Source organism: Clostridium sp. X, from assembly GCF_055755365.1.
In genome coordinates this window covers 1233403-1252366 of the sequence record NZ_CM146912.1, presented here as the reverse complement: position 1 = coordinate 1252366, position 18964 = coordinate 1233403, and the positions used below count along the sequence as shown (strand labels likewise).

General features: G+C 31.9%; 13 protein-coding genes and 1 other annotated feature. Of the genes, 4 read left to right on the top strand and 9 right to left on the bottom strand.

The window, feature by feature from the left end; all coding sequences use genetic code 11:
- Positions 1-97: 97 nt before the first annotated feature.
- The 5 genes from ACX0KU_RS06340 to ACX0KU_RS06320 all read right to left on the bottom strand — a co-directional run bounded on the left by ACX0KU_RS06340 (position 98) and on the right by ACX0KU_RS06320 (position 6424).
- A complete protein-coding gene (locus ACX0KU_RS06340; protein WP_472992027.1) occupies positions 98-2164 on the bottom strand; it encodes a YgiQ family radical SAM protein in 2067 nt (688 codons plus the stop codon).
- A gap of 108 nt (positions 2165-2272) precedes the next feature.
- Positions 2273-3265: an oxidoreductase gene (locus ACX0KU_RS06335; protein WP_472992026.1), complete on the bottom strand. Its 993-nt coding sequence runs from the start codon at positions 3263-3265 to the stop codon at positions 2273-2275.
- Between the two features lie 157 nt (positions 3266-3422).
- Positions 3423-4385 carry a 1,4-dihydroxy-2-naphthoate polyprenyltransferase gene (menA, locus tag ACX0KU_RS06330; protein ID WP_472992025.1) on the bottom strand — a complete coding sequence of 321 codons (963 nt, stop codon included), beginning with the start codon at positions 4383-4385 and terminating at the stop codon, positions 3423-3425.
- A 23-nt stretch (positions 4386-4408) separates the two neighbouring features.
- The gene (locus ACX0KU_RS06325) at positions 4409-5458 is read right to left on the bottom strand and encodes an FAD:protein FMN transferase (protein WP_472992024.1); all 1050 of its coding nucleotides are present in this window, start codon (positions 5456-5458) and stop codon (positions 4409-4411) included.
- 93 nt (positions 5459-5551) lie between these two features.
- Positions 5552-6424, bottom strand: coding sequence for an FMN-binding protein (locus ACX0KU_RS06320; RefSeq protein WP_472992023.1), 873 nt, complete (start codon positions 6422-6424; stop codon positions 5552-5554).
- A 327-nt stretch (positions 6425-6751) separates the two neighbouring features.
- Here ACX0KU_RS06320 and ACX0KU_RS06315 point away from each other — a divergent pair, with 327 nt between their 5' ends.
- The 4 genes from ACX0KU_RS06315 (at position 6752) to ACX0KU_RS06300 (ending at position 10655) form a co-directional block, all read left to right on the top strand.
- Positions 6752-8614 carry an FAD-dependent oxidoreductase gene (locus tag ACX0KU_RS06315; protein WP_472992022.1) on the top strand — a complete coding sequence of 621 codons (1863 nt, stop codon included), beginning with the start codon at positions 6752-6754 and terminating at the stop codon, positions 8612-8614.
- Positions 8615-8759: 145 nt separating this feature from the next.
- Positions 8760-9143 carry a NusG domain II-containing protein gene (locus tag ACX0KU_RS06310; protein WP_472992021.1) on the top strand — a complete coding sequence of 128 codons (384 nt, stop codon included), beginning with the start codon at positions 8760-8762 and terminating at the stop codon, positions 9141-9143.
- A gap of 10 nt (positions 9144-9153) precedes the next feature.
- Complete coding sequence (locus ACX0KU_RS06305) at positions 9154-9672, top strand: Gx transporter family protein (protein ID WP_472992020.1); 519 nt, start codon at positions 9154-9156, stop codon at positions 9670-9672.
- 17 nt (positions 9673-9689) lie between these two features.
- Positions 9690-10655, top strand: coding sequence for a polyprenyl synthetase family protein (locus ACX0KU_RS06300; protein ID WP_472992018.1), 966 nt, complete (start codon positions 9690-9692; stop codon positions 10653-10655).
- A gap of 96 nt (positions 10656-10751) precedes the next feature.
- On the opposite strand, the gene ileS is transcribed toward ACX0KU_RS06300, so the two are convergent.
- The 4 genes from ileS to ACX0KU_RS06280 all read right to left on the bottom strand — a co-directional run bounded on the left by ileS (position 10752) and on the right by ACX0KU_RS06280 (position 18894).
- Positions 10752-13868 (bottom strand): isoleucine--tRNA ligase, encoded by a 3117-nt coding sequence (gene ileS, locus ACX0KU_RS06295; protein WP_472992017.1) that lies wholly within the window; start codon positions 13866-13868, stop codon positions 10752-10754.
- Positions 13869-13946: 78 nt separating this feature from the next.
- Positions 13947-14167, bottom strand: a binding site (T-box leader).
- A 352-nt stretch (positions 14168-14519) separates the two neighbouring features.
- Positions 14520-15131, bottom strand: coding sequence for a type II toxin-antitoxin system PemK/MazF family toxin (locus ACX0KU_RS06290; protein WP_472992016.1), 612 nt, complete (start codon positions 15129-15131; stop codon positions 14520-14522).
- Between the two features lie 43 nt (positions 15132-15174).
- The gene (locus ACX0KU_RS06285; protein ID WP_472992015.1) at positions 15175-16176 is read right to left on the bottom strand and encodes a lysostaphin resistance A-like protein; all 1002 of its coding nucleotides are present in this window, start codon (positions 16174-16176) and stop codon (positions 15175-15177) included.
- 150 nt (positions 16177-16326) lie between these two features.
- Positions 16327-18894 carry an N-acetylmuramoyl-L-alanine amidase gene (locus tag ACX0KU_RS06280; protein ID WP_472992014.1) on the bottom strand — a complete coding sequence of 856 codons (2568 nt, stop codon included), beginning with the start codon at positions 18892-18894 and terminating at the stop codon, positions 16327-16329.
- Positions 18895-18964 lie beyond the last annotated feature (70 nt).

Sequence of the window (18964 nt, the reverse complement as noted above, 5' to 3'; positions counted from 1 at the left end):
TCTATATCAGTTTGTTTTTGAAATCTCATCTTCCTTTTTAATAATTAAGGATAAAAAAAATAGACCTCCATTTTATAAATGAAGATCCATTTCTAATCTATCTACTTTTTTTAGCTCTACCTTTTCCAATATCTCTTTTGCCTACACTTTTACCAGCATTTTGTCTATTTGAAGGCTTACCACTAACCTTAGTTTGTTTACCTACAGGTTTATCTTTCACTTTACCATTTCTTCCAATAGGCTTATCTTTACTTCTACTTTGTTTTCCAGTAGATTTTTCTTCACCTCTTGTGCTCTTAAAATTCCCTTTAAAGCTACTATTCGACTTACCGCTTCCTTGACCTGCTACTCTTCTTCCTTTTCCAACTCCTCTTGGCTTTATAAGACACTTTGGTCCTATGCCAATTAGGTCTTCTCTATGAGCTTCTACTAAGGCTTCATGTACTAAGTCGTATTTCATTGGATCTCTAAATTGAAGTAATGCCCTTTGCATAGCTTTTTCGTGTCTAGTTTTAGGAACATATACTTCCTTCATAGTAAGTGGGTCCAGTTCAGTGTAGAACATAGTTGTTGATAATGTCCCTGGCGTAGGGTAAAAATCTTGAACCTGTTCAGGCTGGTAATTAGTATCTCTTAGATATTCAGCTAGTTCTATAGCGGTCTGGAGAGTACTTCCTGGATGGCTAGACATTAAATAAGGTATTAAATATTGCTCTTTATTCATACTCTTAGTTATCTTATAGAACTTTTCTCTAAACTTATCATAAGTTTTTCCTGCCGGTTTTCCCATATAATTTAAAACTTTATGAGATACATGCTCAGGAGCTACCTTAAGTTGACCACTTACATGATGCTGGATAAGTTCTTTGAAAAATGTTTCATTTTTATCTGCCATAATATAATCATATCTTAATCCTGAACGTACAAAAACCTTTTTAACCTTAGGTAGTTCTCTTAACTTTCTAAGCAATCCTAAATATTCTTTATGATCTATCTTTAAGCTTTTACACGGGCTTGGGCTTAAGCATTGTCTATCTTTACATGCACCTACTTTAAGCTGCTTATCACAGGCAGGATGCCTAAAGTTTGCAGTAGGTCCTCCTACGTCATGAATATACCCTTTAAAGTCTTCATGGTTTGTAATTTCTCTTGCTTCGTCTAATATATTTTTTTCACTTCTACTTTGAACTACTCTTCCTTGATGAAAGGTTATAGCGCAGAAAGCACAGCTTCCAAAACATCCTCTTGAACTAACTATACTAAATTTAACCTCTTCTATAGCAGGTATACCACCCATCTTCTCATAAACAGGATGATAGTTCTTTTGATAAGGTAATTCATAAACTCTATCAAGTTCTTCCCTACTAAGAGGCATTTCAGGTTTATTTTGTACAAGATACTTGTCTGTATGCTTTTGTACTATATTTTTTCCTCTTATAGCATCTTGTTCATCATATTGTACTTTGAATGCTTTTGCATATTTTATTTTATCTTCTGCTACCTCTTTATAGGAAGGTATTTCAATATAATCATCTATATTTTCTAAGTCGTCTACAACATAACATGTTCCTAGTATATGTCTTATATATTTTACATCAAAGCCATCATTTAAGCTGCTGGCAACTTCAATGATTTGCTTTTCGCTCATTCCATATAAAAGTAAATCCGCTCCACTATCAATTAAAATAGACTTTCTTACTTTGTCACTCCAATAATCATAGTGAGCAAATCTTCTTAAACTTGCTTCCACTCCACCAATTACAATAGGAATATTTTTATAAGCTTCTCTTATTCTATTTGAATAAACAATAGTTGCTCTATCTGGTCTTAATCCCATTTCTCCACCTGGAGAATAAAGATCCTTATCTCTTAGTCGTTTGCTTACAGTATAATGATTAACCATGGAATCCATGTTTCCTGCAGTTACTAAGAATCCAAGTCTTGGTCTTCCAAGCTTCTTAAAATCCTCTGCATCCTTCCACTTTGGCTGAGCTATTATTCCCACCTTATATCCTGCATTTTCTAGAACCCTCGAGATTATCGCAGCTCCAAAACTGTGATGGTCTACATAGGCATCTCCTGTAACAACAACAAAATCTAACTGTTCCCAATCTCTATCTATCATATCCTGCTTGCTAATTGGCAAAAACTTATTATCACTCATGCTCTACACCTTCTTTTGTATTCTACTATCACTATATATTTTAAACCTAAACTACAATTATAACATTTATTATAAGATAATTCATAGCTTTTTATCACTCTACTAAGATTAGCTTTTTATCTTTTCTAGTAATTTCTCTACAAAATTGGGTTGCTCCATTATAGGTCTAGCAAGAGCAATGAAATCTACTTCTCCTTTTGATACCATATCAGCAGCTATTTCAATGTCTGCTAGCTCTCCTGCCCCGATGACAGGAATATTAACATGTCCTTTAACAGTCCTAAGCATATCCCTTAACATAGCAGGTCCTGGTAATCCTAGGGGTGGCATAAGTCCTGTAGATATATCAAGAATATCAATTCCTATCTTTTCTAGCTTCTCAGCTACTTGGCAGCCCTCCTCTAATGTGAGTCCTCCAGGTAAAAGATCATCTAATCCTAATCTAACAAGTAGAAGGCAATCCTCACCTACTGCATCACGTACTGCTTTAGTTACCTCCATTAGTAGACGACTTCTATTTTCTAGACTACCACCATATTCATCAGTTCTTAAATTTGTAAGAGGAGAAAGAAATTGCGTCAACAAAAACCCATGACAATTATGAAGCTCTACGCCATCAAATCCAGCCTTTTTAGCACGGAGAGATGCCTTAATAAAATCTTCTTTAATATCATGAATGGCACTTATAGTAAGCTCCCTTGGCATAGACCTATTAAATACTGGATGTATTATGCTTGAAGGTGCTACAGCTTCCACTTTTGTTAAACTTGTATCAGCAGCACTTCCTGCATGATTAATTTGCAGAACTGCTACTTGGTTATTATTATGTATAACATCCACTAGCTTAGATAGTCCCTCTATGCATTCATCTCGATCTACAAAAATCAAGTTCTCTCTATATTGACCATCAGCTCTTATGGCAGCTTGCTCAACAACAATTAAAGATGGCCCTTTACGCTTTTCATAAATTGATAATAGCTCCTCAGTAATGAGGCCTTCTTCAGTTGCTTTTGATATATCAAATGGTGCACACGCGTATCTATTGTTAAAAACAAGTTTCTTTACCTTCTGCTTCTCTAATAAAACGCTACTCTTTTTCATTCTTATTCCTCCTAGTTTATCTATATATTTATTGTTCTTATTTATAATGAATTTTATTAATATAGATATTTACTAATTTATTATAGCCACACATATTATAATTTAATAGGAGTGGCTAATTATCTAAATGTTAAGAGTGAACCTCTTAATATTTAATTCAATTTATTATGATTGCTATACTCATCAAAAGAATATATGATAGATTTATTATTACAAAGTTTTTGACAGCTAAGACAAAGGTTTCACTTTTAACTGGTCTTTCAGTAAATAAATTTATATTTTTATTTACTAAAATTACAGTTAGCAGTACAAGCAGAGTAACTATTGGTAGAATCTTTAACAATACTGATACTACTATTGTTAAGTACCCCAAATAGTATAAAACACTAAACAACACTAATGCATTTTTTTTTCCTATATAATATGGTAGAGTATATCTTCTATTTACAACATCTTCTTCTATATCGCAAATATTATTTGCAAGCATTATATTTGCGATACCACTTATAAGTGGTAAAGAAATTAGAAACATATAAAACATTTCTATTATGTTTATGCTAAGATTTAGCATACTTTTTTCATATGTTAAAGTGATAATATTTTGATCGAATACGTGAATATATATAGCTAGAAATGGAATTACAAATCCCATAAATATACCTGAAAATATTTCTCCTAAAGGCATCCTTGAAATCGGCACAGGTCCAAAAGTATAAAGAATCCCTGATATAAAACAAATCATCCCTATAAGAAGAACAGTTATATTTGTATTTAACGTTAATAAAATTCCAAATGCAGTTGCAATAGATAGTAGTATAAATATTATACCTAGAGCTGTTGACTCTTCCATTCCGTATCTTTCAATTACATTACTATTTGTATTATTCAGGTCACTATCAGGCTTATTCATAGTTCTAACTGCTTTTTTATAGTCGCAGTAATTGTTAATAGCTGTAGTAGCCATATCAAAGCTTATTAAAGCTATAAACATAACTATAAAGTTCTTAAACTGAAAACTTTCATATCTATATAAAGAATATGTTGTCCCTAATATAAACGGAATAATACTAGCAACTTTAGTTTGAATCTCAACAAACAAAAAGAATCTTTTTAGCCACATTCTTTTCTTACCTCATCCCTTAATTAATTTGTAAGTTTGAATTCATCCTTAGTAATCGTAAAGTTATTCTTTAGGCCTGAGGTTATATATACCTCTTTATTCTTAGTAATAAAGATAGCTTCAATATCTTTTATATTTTCTACAAATTCCATTCCACTTTTTAATCCTTTAGAAAATACTGCAGTTGAAAGAGCATCCCCATCTATAGATTTATTGCTTATTATTGTTACTCCTGCAATTTCATTATCATAAGGATATCCATTAAAAGGACTTAAAATATGATGATACTTCTTGCCATCCTTCTCTATAAACCTCTCGTATATTCCTGATGTCACTATAGATTTATCTTTTACCTCAATGACACCAACAATTTTTCCTCTTTGGTCAAAAGGGTCTTGAATGCCTATCTTCCAAGCATTCCCGTCAGGCTTATTACCTATTGCAAATACATTCCCACCTAAATCTATAATTGCGCTTTTTACACCATTTTCTCTTAGTACCTCTACAACAGCGTCTGCTGTATATCCTTTTGCAATAGCTCCAAGGTCAATCTTCATTCCTTTGTCTTTTAAAAATATAGATTTATCTTCATTATTTATTTGAAGCCTTTCATATCCCACAAGGGTAAGCTTTTCATCTATTTCTTCTTTATTTGGCACCTTAGCCTCAGGTAAACCAATACTCCATAGCTTTACTATAGGTCCTATAGTTATATCGAAGCTACCTTCCGATAACTTTGAATATTCTAACCCTTTTTTCGTTATCTCAAATGCGTCATGTTCTACTTTTACAGCTATTTTTCCTGCTGCATCATTTACTTTATCAATTTCTGTACCTTCTATATTTATACTTACTTCATTTTCAATTTCTTTAATTCTATTAAAACCTTTTTCAATTATATCTTCTTTTCCTTCTTCATATATTGAAATCTTAACCACTGTTCCCATAAAGAAATTGGTTTTTGTTACTGGGCTAATAGATTTATTAGACTCATTTTTACTACATCCTATAATACTTAAACTAAAGATAAGTAACCCTAATATGAGAACTCCTCTTTTTTTATTAATCTTCATAGGTTTTCCTCCTTATATCATCTAGTTAAAAGACCTTAGGTTTTATCCACCTAAGGTCATATTATATATATCCTATATCTATATGTCTAGAATTTATTTACCTATAGTAACCTTTGCTACTGTTGTATCCCCTTTTTGAGCATTCTCAACCACTTTTACAGCAATTGCTTTAAAATTATCTGTTGAATGAGTTGCACCTGTAACAACATCTATTTTAGCAACATCTTGTTTTTCAACTAATGCATCTTCTAATTGCTTAGTAAATTTAGCTGGTCCTGTCTTAACCTTTGCTTCCATATTTTTATTGTATTCAGCATCTTCTGATTTGAATTTTCCATCTTTATTAATATAATCAAAAGTAACTGTAGTAATTTTTCCGTCTTTAACGTCTGCTTCAACAAATGGCTTCCATCCTCTTTCATCGAAGTCTGAAGCTTCTGCTTTATATTTACCATCTTTTAGAGCTGTCTTAGCTTCTTCAAAAACAACTTTTGCTACTGTAACATCTCCTGCTTTTGCATTTTCCATAACTTTTGTAGCAAGTGTCTTAAAGTTATCTGTTGAATGAGTTGCCCCTGTCACAACATCTATTTTAGTAACATCTTGCTTTTCAACTAATGCATCTTCTAATTCCTTAGTAAATTTAGCTGGACCTGTCTTAACCTTTGCTTCCATATTTTTATTGTATTCAGCGTCTTCTGATTTGAATTTTCCATCTTTATTAATATAATCAAAAGTAACTGCAGTAATTTTCCCGTCTTTAACATCTGCTTCAACAAATGGCTTCCATCCTCTTTCATCGAAGTCTGAAGCTTCTGCCTTAAATTTTCCATCCTTTAAATCAGCTTTAGTTGTTTCAGTAGAAGCATTATTTGTTGGAGCTGCTTCTCTTTGTTTACATCCAGTAAATAAACCTGCTCCCACAATAACAGTAGTTAACATTATTGATAATAATCTTCTTCTCATTATTAAACTCCCCCCGATTTCGTTAAGATTTGCACAAACTTTCCAGTATGTTTTTGGTAATTTATTCATTAATTACATTATACTACACTAGTGTAATATTTTTCTACCTATGTTTTAATATTATTATTTTATTATGGAAAATATTATAAAAAAACAATAACCTTTTTTGGGATTTTTATATATTATACTCTATTTTATCACTATTTATACTAAGTAAATTACCTTATATATATATAGACATTTTTCAGATTTAGAGATAAACTTTAATTAATGCTATTATTAATTTTGTTATAATTTTATTAAACTTTAATTATGAGAGGTGAGTATATGTCAAGTAATACAAAGATACTAATCTTGGGTGCAGGATATGGCGGAATACATGTAGCTAAGAAACTATCGAAGAAATATAAGAGCGATACATCTGTGGAAATCACGCTAATTGATAAAAATCCTTTTCATACTTTAATGACAGAACTTCATGAAGTAGCTGGCGGAAGAGTTCCTCCAGAATCAGTTCAAATTGAGTTAGGTAAAATATTTAATAAAACAAAAGTTAAAGTAGTTACAGATTATATAGAAAAAGTAGATACTCATAAAAAAACAGTCGTTACTACTTATGGCAAATATGAATATGATTATCTTGTAATAGGTACTGGATCAGAGCCTGCCTTCTTTGGTGTGCCTGGTGTAAAAGAAAATGGATTCACTCTTTGGTCATTTGAAGATGCTATAACAATTAGAAAACATATTCAACTCATGTTTTCTAAGGCTGCCAAGGAAAGAAACAAAGAAAAAAGAAGAGAAATGCTTACTTTTGTCGTAGCAGGATCTGGATTTACCGGAATTGAAATGGCTGGAGAACTTCTTGAGTGGAAGAAGAAATTAGCTAAGGAGTATAATGTTGATCATGATGAAGTCAGGCTTTTAGTAGTAGAAGCGATGTCTACAATTTTAAATATGCTTGATAGAGATCAAGCGAATAAAGCTGAAAGATATATGACTAAGAATGGAATTGAACTATTAAAGGAAGCTCCAATAGTGGAAGTTACTCCAAATACAATAAAATTGAAAGATGGAACTGAGATTCAAACTAATACCCTTATATGGACTTGCGGTATACAAGCGAATCAAGAAGTATCTGAATACGGATTAGAAAACGGAAGAGCTGGAAGACTTCTTTCAAATGAGTATATGCAAGCAGTAGGAAAAGAAGATGTATTTGTAGTAGGTGATCTTACTTACTACGAAGAAGAGCCAGGTAAAGGAACTCCTCAAATAGTTGAAGCAGCTCTACAAACTGGTGATACTATAGTTAAAAACATAGTTGCATCAATAGAAAAGAAAGAAATGACAAAGTTTAAATCAAGTTATCATGGTTTTATGGTTTCAATTGGTGGAAGATATTGCGTAGCTAACCTTTCAGGCATGAAGTTATCTGGCTTTTTTGCTATGGTGATGAAGCATATTGTTAATCTTCACTATCTATGGGGAGTTAATGGTATTAATGCTTGTTATCACTATTTAATTCATGAATTTTTTTCAATAGAAGATAAGAGAAGTATAATGAGAGGACACTTATCCTCTAAAGGGAATAGATTATGGCTTGTACCACTCAGGCTATATATAGGACTAATTTGGTTACTAGAGGGGTTAAAGAAATTTATCGGTGAAGGAACCTGGGCTGAGGAAGGCTTTAAATCTCTACTTTACGGACCAGGTCAAGATAGTTGGATTAAATCTGGAAATATAAAAATGCCTTTTGAGTGGCTATATACAGCCGCTAACTCTGGTGCTTCTGAATCAGGTACTGAGGCTGCTACTACTTATGCTGAACCAATACTAAGTAGTATGCCAGGTTTTTATTCTTCAATAATGAAAGTTATGATACCAAATGCCCAAATGGCAGTTTGGTTCCAAAGGATGGTTGTACTTCTTGAAATAGGAATGGGCCTCGCTTTACTTGCAGGTTTATTCACTTTCCTTGCAAGTGCTGCATCTGCATTCATGGTTGTTAACTTCATACTTTCTGCAATGGCTGGTTGGGATATATTCTGGTACTTCTTTGGATCTATCGCTCTAATGGGTGGTGCTGGAAGAACATTTGGCTTAGATTACTGGGTTATACCATGGATAAATAGGAAAGCTTCAAATTGGTGGCTCGGAAAAAGAGTCCCAATCTATAAACAATAGATTTAATTTTTTTATTAAAAAATAATAAAACATTAATTTATATAATAATCATTAGGTAGAGTGAATTTCACTCTACCTAATGATTATTTGAAAGTTAATTTAGTAATTATACTCTAAACTAATAGAATTAACTGGGGGTAACTCTATGTTTAAAAAATGGGATATAATTGTTATAGTCCTCTTAATGCTTCTCTCATTCATTCCTGAAATAATTCTAGGAACTATGCTTGGTAGAGACTATACTAACACTTACGCTGAAATAACTATCGAAGGCAATCTCTATAAAAAAATACTTTTATCTGAGCACCGCGGAGAAGAAGAGTTTAAAATTAAAACTGCAAAGGGATATAACTTAGTTGCATTAAAAGATGATTCCATTGCTATAATAGATGCCAATTGTCCTGATAAAATTTGTATGAGACCTAGCTTCATATCAAAACCTGGCGAAAGTTTAGTTTGTCTTCCACATAAATTAATGGTAGAGATAAAAGGCAATAAAGATAATGACGATATTATCATACCGTATTGAGGTGAATTTAATGAAGAACACGTCTAGAATGGTTTATATATCACTTTTAGTTGCTCAAGCTTTAGTCCTTTATATATTCGAGAGTATGATTCCAGTGCCTTTTATTACTCCTGGTGCAAAGCTTGGACTTGCAAACCTAATTACAGTTATTGCACTATATACTCTCGGAAATAATAAACAAGTCTTTTTAGTAATCATCCTAAGACTTATATTGTCTACCATGCTTGGTGGTAATCTTTCATCTTTTATGTACAGTGCTTCTGGTGCAATTCTTAGTTATCTTATAATGATATTTTCAAAAAACATAGGAAAAGATAATCTTAGTATTATAGGAGTAAGTGCTTCTGGTGCTGTTTTTCATAATATTGGTCAATTACTTATAGCTTCCGCTATAGTTAGAAATATAAATGTTATGTTGTATTTGCCTGTTCTATCCATAGCAGGTATCGGTACAGGAATCTTTATAGGTATCACAGCAAACTATGCCATTAGTCATATGGTAAAACTACCTTATTTTAAAAAAATTTAACGTAGAGGATTGATAATATGGATAAAATATGGGATAAATATGATGACATAAAAAATGAATTAAAAGCTGTAGTTTCCCTTATGGAGAAAAGTGTTAAATGTAAAGATAAAAAAGTAGAAAATTCTATTAAAGATTTAATCTACTCTGGGGGGAAAATGCTAAGACCTTCCTTTGTCATAATATCTTCACATTTTGGAAGCTATGACCCTAACAAAGCTAGATCTCTAGCTGCAGTAATAGAATTACTTCATATGGCTACTCTAGTTCATGACGATGTTATAGATGACTCTAAGTTGCGACGTGGTCAAGAAACTGTACAATCAAAGTATGGCAAGGATTATGCTGTATATATTGGAGATTTTCTTTTCTGTGTATGCTTTAAAATCTTAGCTTCTTCCTCAACTCTTCAAAGTATAAAAATAGATAGCAATTCTATGTCTAGAGTTTGTTTAGGAGAACTAGAGCAGTTAAACTCTAAATTTGACAGTAGACTTTCAGTTAAAAACTATTTAACTAGAATCTCTGGAAAAACTGCGGAACTATTCTCTTTATCCTTATACACAGGAGCCGCTGAAAGTGGTTGTAGCAATTCTTTATCTAGACAATTTTGGAGAATAGGCCACAATATTGGAATGGCTTTTCAAATTATAGATGATATTTTAGATTATGTAGGAACTAACGATTTAGTAGGAAAACCTATAGGAAATGATATAAAACAAGGAATATTTACAATACCTTTTATATATGCTGTAAAAAAACATAAGAGTTCCTTCGAAGAATATCTTCAAAAAGAAAATTTTTCAGATGAGGATGTAAAAAATATAATAGCTCTAATAAGGAAAAATAACGGTATAGAAAGTGCCAAAACTCTTGCTGATAAGTATACAAAAAAAGCCTTTAAATTAATAAATGGACTTCCTGAAAATCCTTATAAAATAGTATTAAGAGAAGTTGCTGAAAAACTACTTTTAAGAACATACTAAAATCACCGAGTCAAAATGGACAAAGAATATTTCGTACTTAAAAAGCACCTACTACTTACCGTAACAGTAAATAGTAGGTGCTTTTCTTATTAATTATTAATCTTCTTTCTCAACAGCTATTTCAAGATTTTCTCCGTTTATCTTAAAATCATTGTATTCTTTAGCTTCATTATAAGCTACTTCTGCAGCTAAAGTTTCTTTCTTTATATGCTCTTCAAACTTCTTAACTATCTCCTCAAGCATCTGATTTCCCGTTACATAAAGTCTTATTCTATCTGCAACCTCAAATCCGCTTTCTTTTCTTAAGTTTTGAACCTTACTTAAGATTTCACGAACAAAACCTTCTTCTCTAAGTTCATCTGTAATAGTGGTTTCAAGAACTACTCCTACTTCACCTTCTCCTGAGAAAGCAAATCCTTCAAGTCCTTGCATTGTTACAAGTAGATTTTCTGCTGTTAACATTATTTGCTCATCCAAACCATCAATATCAACGAATACTGATTCACCTCTATTTATTGTTTGTGCAAGATCCATTTGATTCTTTCCAGCTATAGCTTTTTTTATTGCTGGAATATGCTTACCATAAGCTTTTCCTAGCACTGGAAGATTTGGTTTAATTTCAAAATTAACATACTTTGAAAGATCTGCTCCAAAAACTATGTTCTTAATATTAAGTTCATCCTTTACTATATCTCCATAGTATTCTGGAAGTGATTTTGTACTAACTAGCATTTCTGCAAGTGGCTGTCTATTCTTAATATTAGCTCCATTTCTAGCACTACGTCCAAGCTTAACTATTTTATATGCTAAATCCATTTGTGATTCAAGTTCACTATCTACAACACTTAGGTCATATGTTGGCCATGTTAAAAGATGAACGCTTTCTACAGCATCTTTATCTAAATTAACCACTAAGTTTTGATAGATTTCTTCTGCCATAAATGGTATAAATGGTGCTGCAACTTGAATTATAGTTGTAAGAACCTTATAAAGTGTTGTGTATGCTCCAATCTTCTCTTCCGTAAGCTCTGTAGTCCAGAATCTTGATCTATTACGTCTTACATACCAATTTGAAAGTTCATCAACAAAGTCTTCAAGTTCTAATGCAGCTTCTGTAATTTTGTAGTTATCTAAATTTCCTTCTACATTTTTGATTAATGTATTTAACTTAGACATTACCCACTTATCCATTACGTTTTCTGATACAAAGTCTTTATACTCAAGTGGATTGAATTTATCAAGCTCTGCATATAAAACATAGAAGGAATATACATTCCATAATGTACTTAAGAATTTTCTTTGAGTCTCTTTTACATCATCCTCTGAGAATCTTGTTGGAAGCCATGGTGCACTAGCAGTGTAGAAATGCCATCTTGTAGCATCTGCTCCCTCATTATTTAATACATCAAATGGATCTACTACATTTCCCTTTGATTTTGACATTTTAAGTCCTTGTTTATCTAGAACGTGTCCTAGCACTATACAATTTTCATAAGAAGCCTTATCAAATATAGCTGTTGATATTGCTAGTAATGAATAGAACCATCCTCTTGTTTGGTCTACAGCTTCTGATATAAATTGTGCTGGATAAGTCTTTTCAAATACTTCTTTATTTTCAAATGGATAGTGATGTTGTGCAAAAGGCATTGAACCTGAATCAAACCAACAATCTATAACTTCATGAGTTCTTGTCATTTCTTTTTGACAATGAGGACAAGTTAATTTAACTTGATCAATATATGGCTTATGAAGTTCTATACCTTCTTGAACATTTACTCCCTTTTCTTTAAGTTCTTCAATACTTCCAATACACTCTCTATGACCACATTCACATTCCCAAATCGGAAGCGGAGTTCCCCAATATCTATCTCTTGAAATACCCCAATCAACAACATTTTCAAGGAATTTACCCATTCTTCCCGTTCTAATATTATCTGGATACCAATTTATTTTATTATTATTTTCTAAAAGCTTATCTCTAAGAGACGTCATTCTTACAAACCAACTATCCTTTGGATAGTAAAGAAGTGGTGTATCACATCTCCAGCAGTGTGGATATGAGTGCGTAAACTTCTCTGACTTATAAAGCATTCCGTTTTCTTTCATATATTCTAAAATCTTAGGATCAGCCTTTTTAACAAATAGGCCTTTCCACGGTTCAACTGCATCTATGAATTTACCTTCTGCATCAACTAAATTAATAAGTGGTAAATCGTATTTCTTTCCTGTCTGAGCATCATCTTCACCATAAGCTGGTGCCGTGTGAACTACCCCTGTACCATCTGATAATGTTACATAGTCACCATGTACTACATAGAATGCTTTTTTATCAGTAGTTGCAAACTTAAATAATTGCTCGTATTCTGTTCCGATCAATTCTTCACCTTTAAATTCTCTTACTACTTCAAATTCTTCTCCTAATACCTTTCCACATAGATCCTTAGCAAGAATTAAATTTTCTCCATCTTTTAGTACTTCCACATAGTCATATTTCTTGTTAATTGTTAAAGCCACATTACTTGGTAATGTCCAAGGAGTTGTCGTCCATGCTAGTATGTACTTATTGTCTTCCCCCTTAACTTTAAACTTAACAAAAGCTGTAGCTTCTTTTACATCTTTATATCCTTGAGCAACTTCATGTGAAGATAGTCCCGTTCCACATCTTGGACAGTATGGAGTTATTCTATGTCCTTTGTATAGGAGTTCTTTTTCCCACATTCTCTTAAGTGCCCACCAAACAGATTCTATATAATCATTATGATAAGTTACATATGGATTATCCATATCAACCCAAAATCCTAGTTTTTCTGACATGTCTTTCCAAAGGCTAGTATACTTAAATACACTTTCTTTACATTCTGTTACAAATTTTTCTACACCATAATCTTCAATTTGAGGTTTACCTGATATTCCAAGCTTCTTTTCAATTTCAAGCTCTACCGGAAGACCATGTGTATCCCATCCTGCTTTTCTTAAAACTTTATATCCCTTCATAACCTTATATCTAGGAATTAAATCCTTCATTACTCTTGTAAGAACGTGTCCCACGTGAGGCTTTCCATTTGCTGTTGGAGGTCCGTCGTAAAATGTAAAATATTCACCATCTTCATTTCTATTAAAACTTTTTTGAATTACACTTCTCTCATTCCAAAAACTTGCGATATTTTTTTCCATACCAACAAAATTTGCAGAAGCTTCTACTTTCTTATACATTGTCTATTCCCCTTTCTTTATATAAACTACTTCTTATTCTTTCTGTAAATATACTTTGTAAAATAAAAAAACTGCATCCATAAGGACGCAGTATTATAAACCACCTATGTGAAACATTTCGAGTACTAAAATACTCTATTTCTTAACGCGAAATAACGGAAAAACTTAATTAGACTAAGGTCCTTTAGGTTTTCAACTCCCAGGTGATATTCTCTAAACCTTAGTTATGGGGTTTTCAGCATACACCCCACTCTCTGCAAACATAGAGCTTAAATACTTTTCCTGTTCTCAGTTCTTAAATACTTAATTTAATTTTAGTAAATATCAATTTAAGCTATATTATATTACAATAGTCTTTTATTGTCAATTTGTCATATAACGCAAAGAAGATTGGTTTAATCCAATCTTCTTTGCTAATATGTCATTTAGTTATGTTATATAATCTCCTAGCCTATACTAGGTATGTGACAATAAATAACAGGGATAATATGATATATGGTCTCCTAATCTGTAATTAGGTATGTACTCCCTTATCGACGTTCTTATTCTAACACTAATGATAAAGTAAATCAATAGTTTTTTAATCTTTTCTTTATTTTCTATTAAACTTCTACATATTATAATATATTATATTCAACTTGATGGAATTTATTACAAATCTAGAGAGATTCTAAGCTTAGAATCTAAGAGTTCCATGAAATCTTTATTTAAAGTAGCAATATGTCTTCCCAATCTTACCTTTGAAACTACTTTTATCTGCTCTGCAAGTATTGTCCCCGTTATATGACTCTTTTCTCCATTTTCTAACTTATAATCACTTTCTCTAAGTTCTATATGTACAGCAATTTTTTTAGGTCTATTAGATATAGGCGCTACTATGGTTGTTGGAGCATTCTTATTACCAGTATCATTTTGAATTATTATAACTGGTCTAATTTTATTCTCTTCAGAACCTATGTTTTGACCAAGTTCGCAGGTCCATACTTCTCCTCTTCTTGGAATAGCCCTAATATCTCTTAATGCATTATCATTCATCTTTGCTTGCTCATTTACCCAAGATACATAGCTATATATTTTTTTTATATTATATGCTTTCTTTTTTATAGACTTTATCTCTTCATTAGCTTGTAACTTTTTATTTATTAATTTACCATATTCATTTAAAGCACTATGAATTTCTTGTTTACTTTCTTCAATAATCTTTTTAAAGTCCTCAAGCTTTTTGAAGTCCTCCTTTTTTACTTCTATTACGTTCTGCTTCATTAATTATTCCCCCTTGCTTCTGTCTAATAATATTACGCCCCTATTAAAAATATATTTCCTTAAGCTGAAACCCTATAAATATAATATAAATTATAAAATAAATATATACAGGCCAATTAAATATTTTTACTTCATTATTTTCTTCATTAAAATCTATACTATCTTCATTTGAATTTATTATTTCTTCCGCCGTATTATCTATCCCTCTTATCATGTTACTTATGCTCTTCATATCGTGAATTCTACTTAACTTTTGTATAAACATTACTATAAGACCTATGCAAATTATGGTTCCAGTTAATAAAACAAAAAATGTATTTATTAATTGCCCTGTAGTAAATGCTGATATTCCTGCTTGCTGCGCTAGTTCTACTTGTTGTCCTGAAAGTTCTAATAGTTTGGTGGATATTTCTTGCAACACCACTTGAGATGCATTAATAACAAAGTGACATATCATAGAAGAGTATATAGAATTTGTAATTCTAACTAGATACGCAAAGACTATTCCTAGTACAAATGCATATAACAGTTGGTTTCCATCTAAATGTAACATTCCAAAAAAAACACCTGTCATAACAGCTGATTTTTTTATACTTATATTATTATAACCCGCTAATACTACTCCCCGCATAGTTATTTCTTCACATATTGCAGGCACCAACGCAATGACTCCTACTCTTATAATAAGTGGTATTTCATTAAGAGATGCTACAACTTGACTTATTCTATTAGGAAATATAAATTGAGTTATAAATGACAAGAACATAGCTATAGGTTGAGATAAAAACCCTATTGCAATAACAATCACTATAGTTCTAATTCCTATTGCATTCAACCTTAGAGTTTCTTTTAAGGGCTTTTTAGTTATTATAAAATAAACTAGAGTTGGAACTATAAGTAAAAGCAATTGTGGTAACACTAAATAAGCTATCTGTGGTAGCTTTGTTATCTTAAATATAGGTATTAATACTTGAGGCGCTATAGCATATAGTATTAATAAAATTAGTGCAAATAAATTGGACTGAATGATTTTTCTATTACTCATTAAACTGACCCCTTTTATTCATTTTGCCCATAAATAATCTAATATTATTATAATAAAGGAAGAGATTCAATATTACAACTAACTTTTGTAATATTTCTATCTCTTCCTTTACTTTTAAAGAAATTTACTATTATATTGTGGGTATAATTTTTACTTACCTAAAGTTTGCATTATACCTCTTGCTATTGCCTCTGCATATCTTTGTTGATAAACTGGGTCCTTTAGCAACTTCTCTTTATCCGGATTACTCAAAAACTCTAATTCTATAAGTGCAGATGGTGCAGTTGTATATTTAACTACAAAAAGTCCACTTGACTTAACACCTCTGTCCTTTGCTCCAAATTCTTGTATAAGCTGTTTTTGTATATTTGTAGCGAGTGGTATTCCGTTAGTTTTATCCCTATCATAAAAAGTTTCTATTCCAGATGTAGTTGGACTTCCACTTATACTGTTTGCATGAATAGAAACAAAATAGTCTACTTTAGCATTATTTGCTATGTCAACTCTCGTTTGAAGTCTTGTATCCTTATTATTTAACCAAGTAGGATTATCACTAGTTCTTGTATATACTACTTCTACACCATTTTCAACAAGAATATCTCCTAGTTTCAAACTAATAGCTAATACTATATCTTTTTCCTTAGTTCCATTAACACCTATGGCTCCTGGATCAGTTCCTCCATGGCCTGCATCTATAGCAACTTTATATTTTGTCGTGTTTTTTGGTAATACCATTACCGTTAAGACTACTTCCCCGCTATAATTTGCAACTCTTCCTTTTATCAACTGTGTTCCAGTATTACTTGTATCTACAGAATTAGTCTCCCATATAATATCTGCTTGCACTATCTTATTATCAGTAGTTATAGCTGATACTTTTGTAGGTAAAGAATAGTTAATTCCTTGAATAACTGAAGCTGTTATATCATTTACTGATTTAATCTGTTCAGTTGTTCCATCATTACTACCTATTATACTTCTTGCTATAGCTCCGGCAATTTTATCTTGGTAACTGGAAGTATTAAGAAGTATTTCCTCATTTGAATTTGTTATAAATCCTGGATAAACTAATATTCCAGTTCCATTAAAGCCTTCTAAAAGTTTAAAACTCTTTTCCTTAGCTCCCCTGTTATATCCTAAAGTATCAGCTACTATATTTGTCTGAACACTTTGTGCTAAGGCTTTTCCTACATTATCACCAGGCATATAGTAAGTTTCTATTCCATTAGCAGAAAGAGTACTAAAAGAATTAGTATGAATACTTACAAGGAGTTGAGCTCCAAAATCATTTGCAATTTTACTTCTTTGTTCAGGATCACTGCTCTCTGACCAAGACACACTATCTCCCGTTCTTGTATAAACTACTTCTATTCCTTTATCCTGAAGAATTTTTCCAAGTTTAAGGGCTATCGCTAAGTTTACATCCTTCTCTTTAATCCCAGTCGGCCCTGTAGATCCTAATAAATTTGCAGCACTTGATGGGTCTATAGCAACTTTACTTATTTGCGAAGTGCTTGAATTTGGTTTAGGAACAACCACAACTTTTAGATTAACAGTACCTGTATATCCCGCAACCGTTCCACTATAATAATAAGTTCCTTCTTTAGAAGTATCCACATAAGTTTTGTTCCACTTAACTGGAACTTTAGTATCTGTATTATCACTCATAACAGCATTTATAGTGGATGGTAGGTTATAACTCTCCCCCGTATAAAGCAATGCTGATATATCTTTTACATCTTTTATATATGTACTTTGTTTAATATATAAATATTTTATGACAGCACTTGCTATAGCCTCTGCACTGTTAGTTTTGAAGTTTTCACTATTTAATATTTTTTCCTCGGTTGGATTTGTTATAAAACCTAAATCCACATAAACTGCCGTAGCATTCACACTACTTAAAGTTTTTAAGCTACTTTCAACTATTCCTCTATTAGGTAATCCAGTCTTTACTGGAAGTTCAGCTTGTACATATGAAGCTAATTTTTTAGACTCATTATTTCCTGTTAAATAATAAGTTTCTGATCCTGATGCAGTGGTAATAGTTGATGCGTTGCAATGTATACTAACTAACATATTAGCTTTTGCATCATTTACTATCTTACTTCTAGCATCAATACTTTGATCTTTGCTCCAAGAAACTGCATCTCCTGTTCTTGTATATATAACATTAATACCATTTGCCTCTAAAATCTTTCCTGCCTTTAGTGTTACAGCTAAATTAATGTCTTTTCCCAATATTCCCGTTGGTCCAACTTGTGCACCAATATCATTTGCTGCACGTCCAGCATCTAAAGCAACTATATATCCCTTTGGTGCTGTTGGGTTTTGTATCTTACTTTCTACAGTAAATATCATTTTTGCTGGACTTTTAATCTTTTCTCCATTCTTTCCCTTAATTCCATCTTTCACAATCAAACTATAAGTCTTTCCCTCTTCATACTCACTTACAGGTGTAACTACAATAGATTTTGAATCTTTAAGTTCTGCCTTAATAGGCACCTCTACATTTTTGTCATTTAATACTACTACGTTTCCACTAATGGTTGTACCGTTAATATCTTGATTAAATCTTATTATCCGTACTTCATCAGCTTTGACCCCTAGTTTGCTTCCCATATCTTTATATGTAGACGCAAAAGCCTGAATAGGTGTCCCTATTCCCATGAACAGCATGAGAACTAAAAATATTGCAACTTTTTTTAATGTGTTCAAAATATCCCCCCCAAACGACATATATAATTTAATTCTATTTCATATGGATAAATAATTCAATAAAACCAAT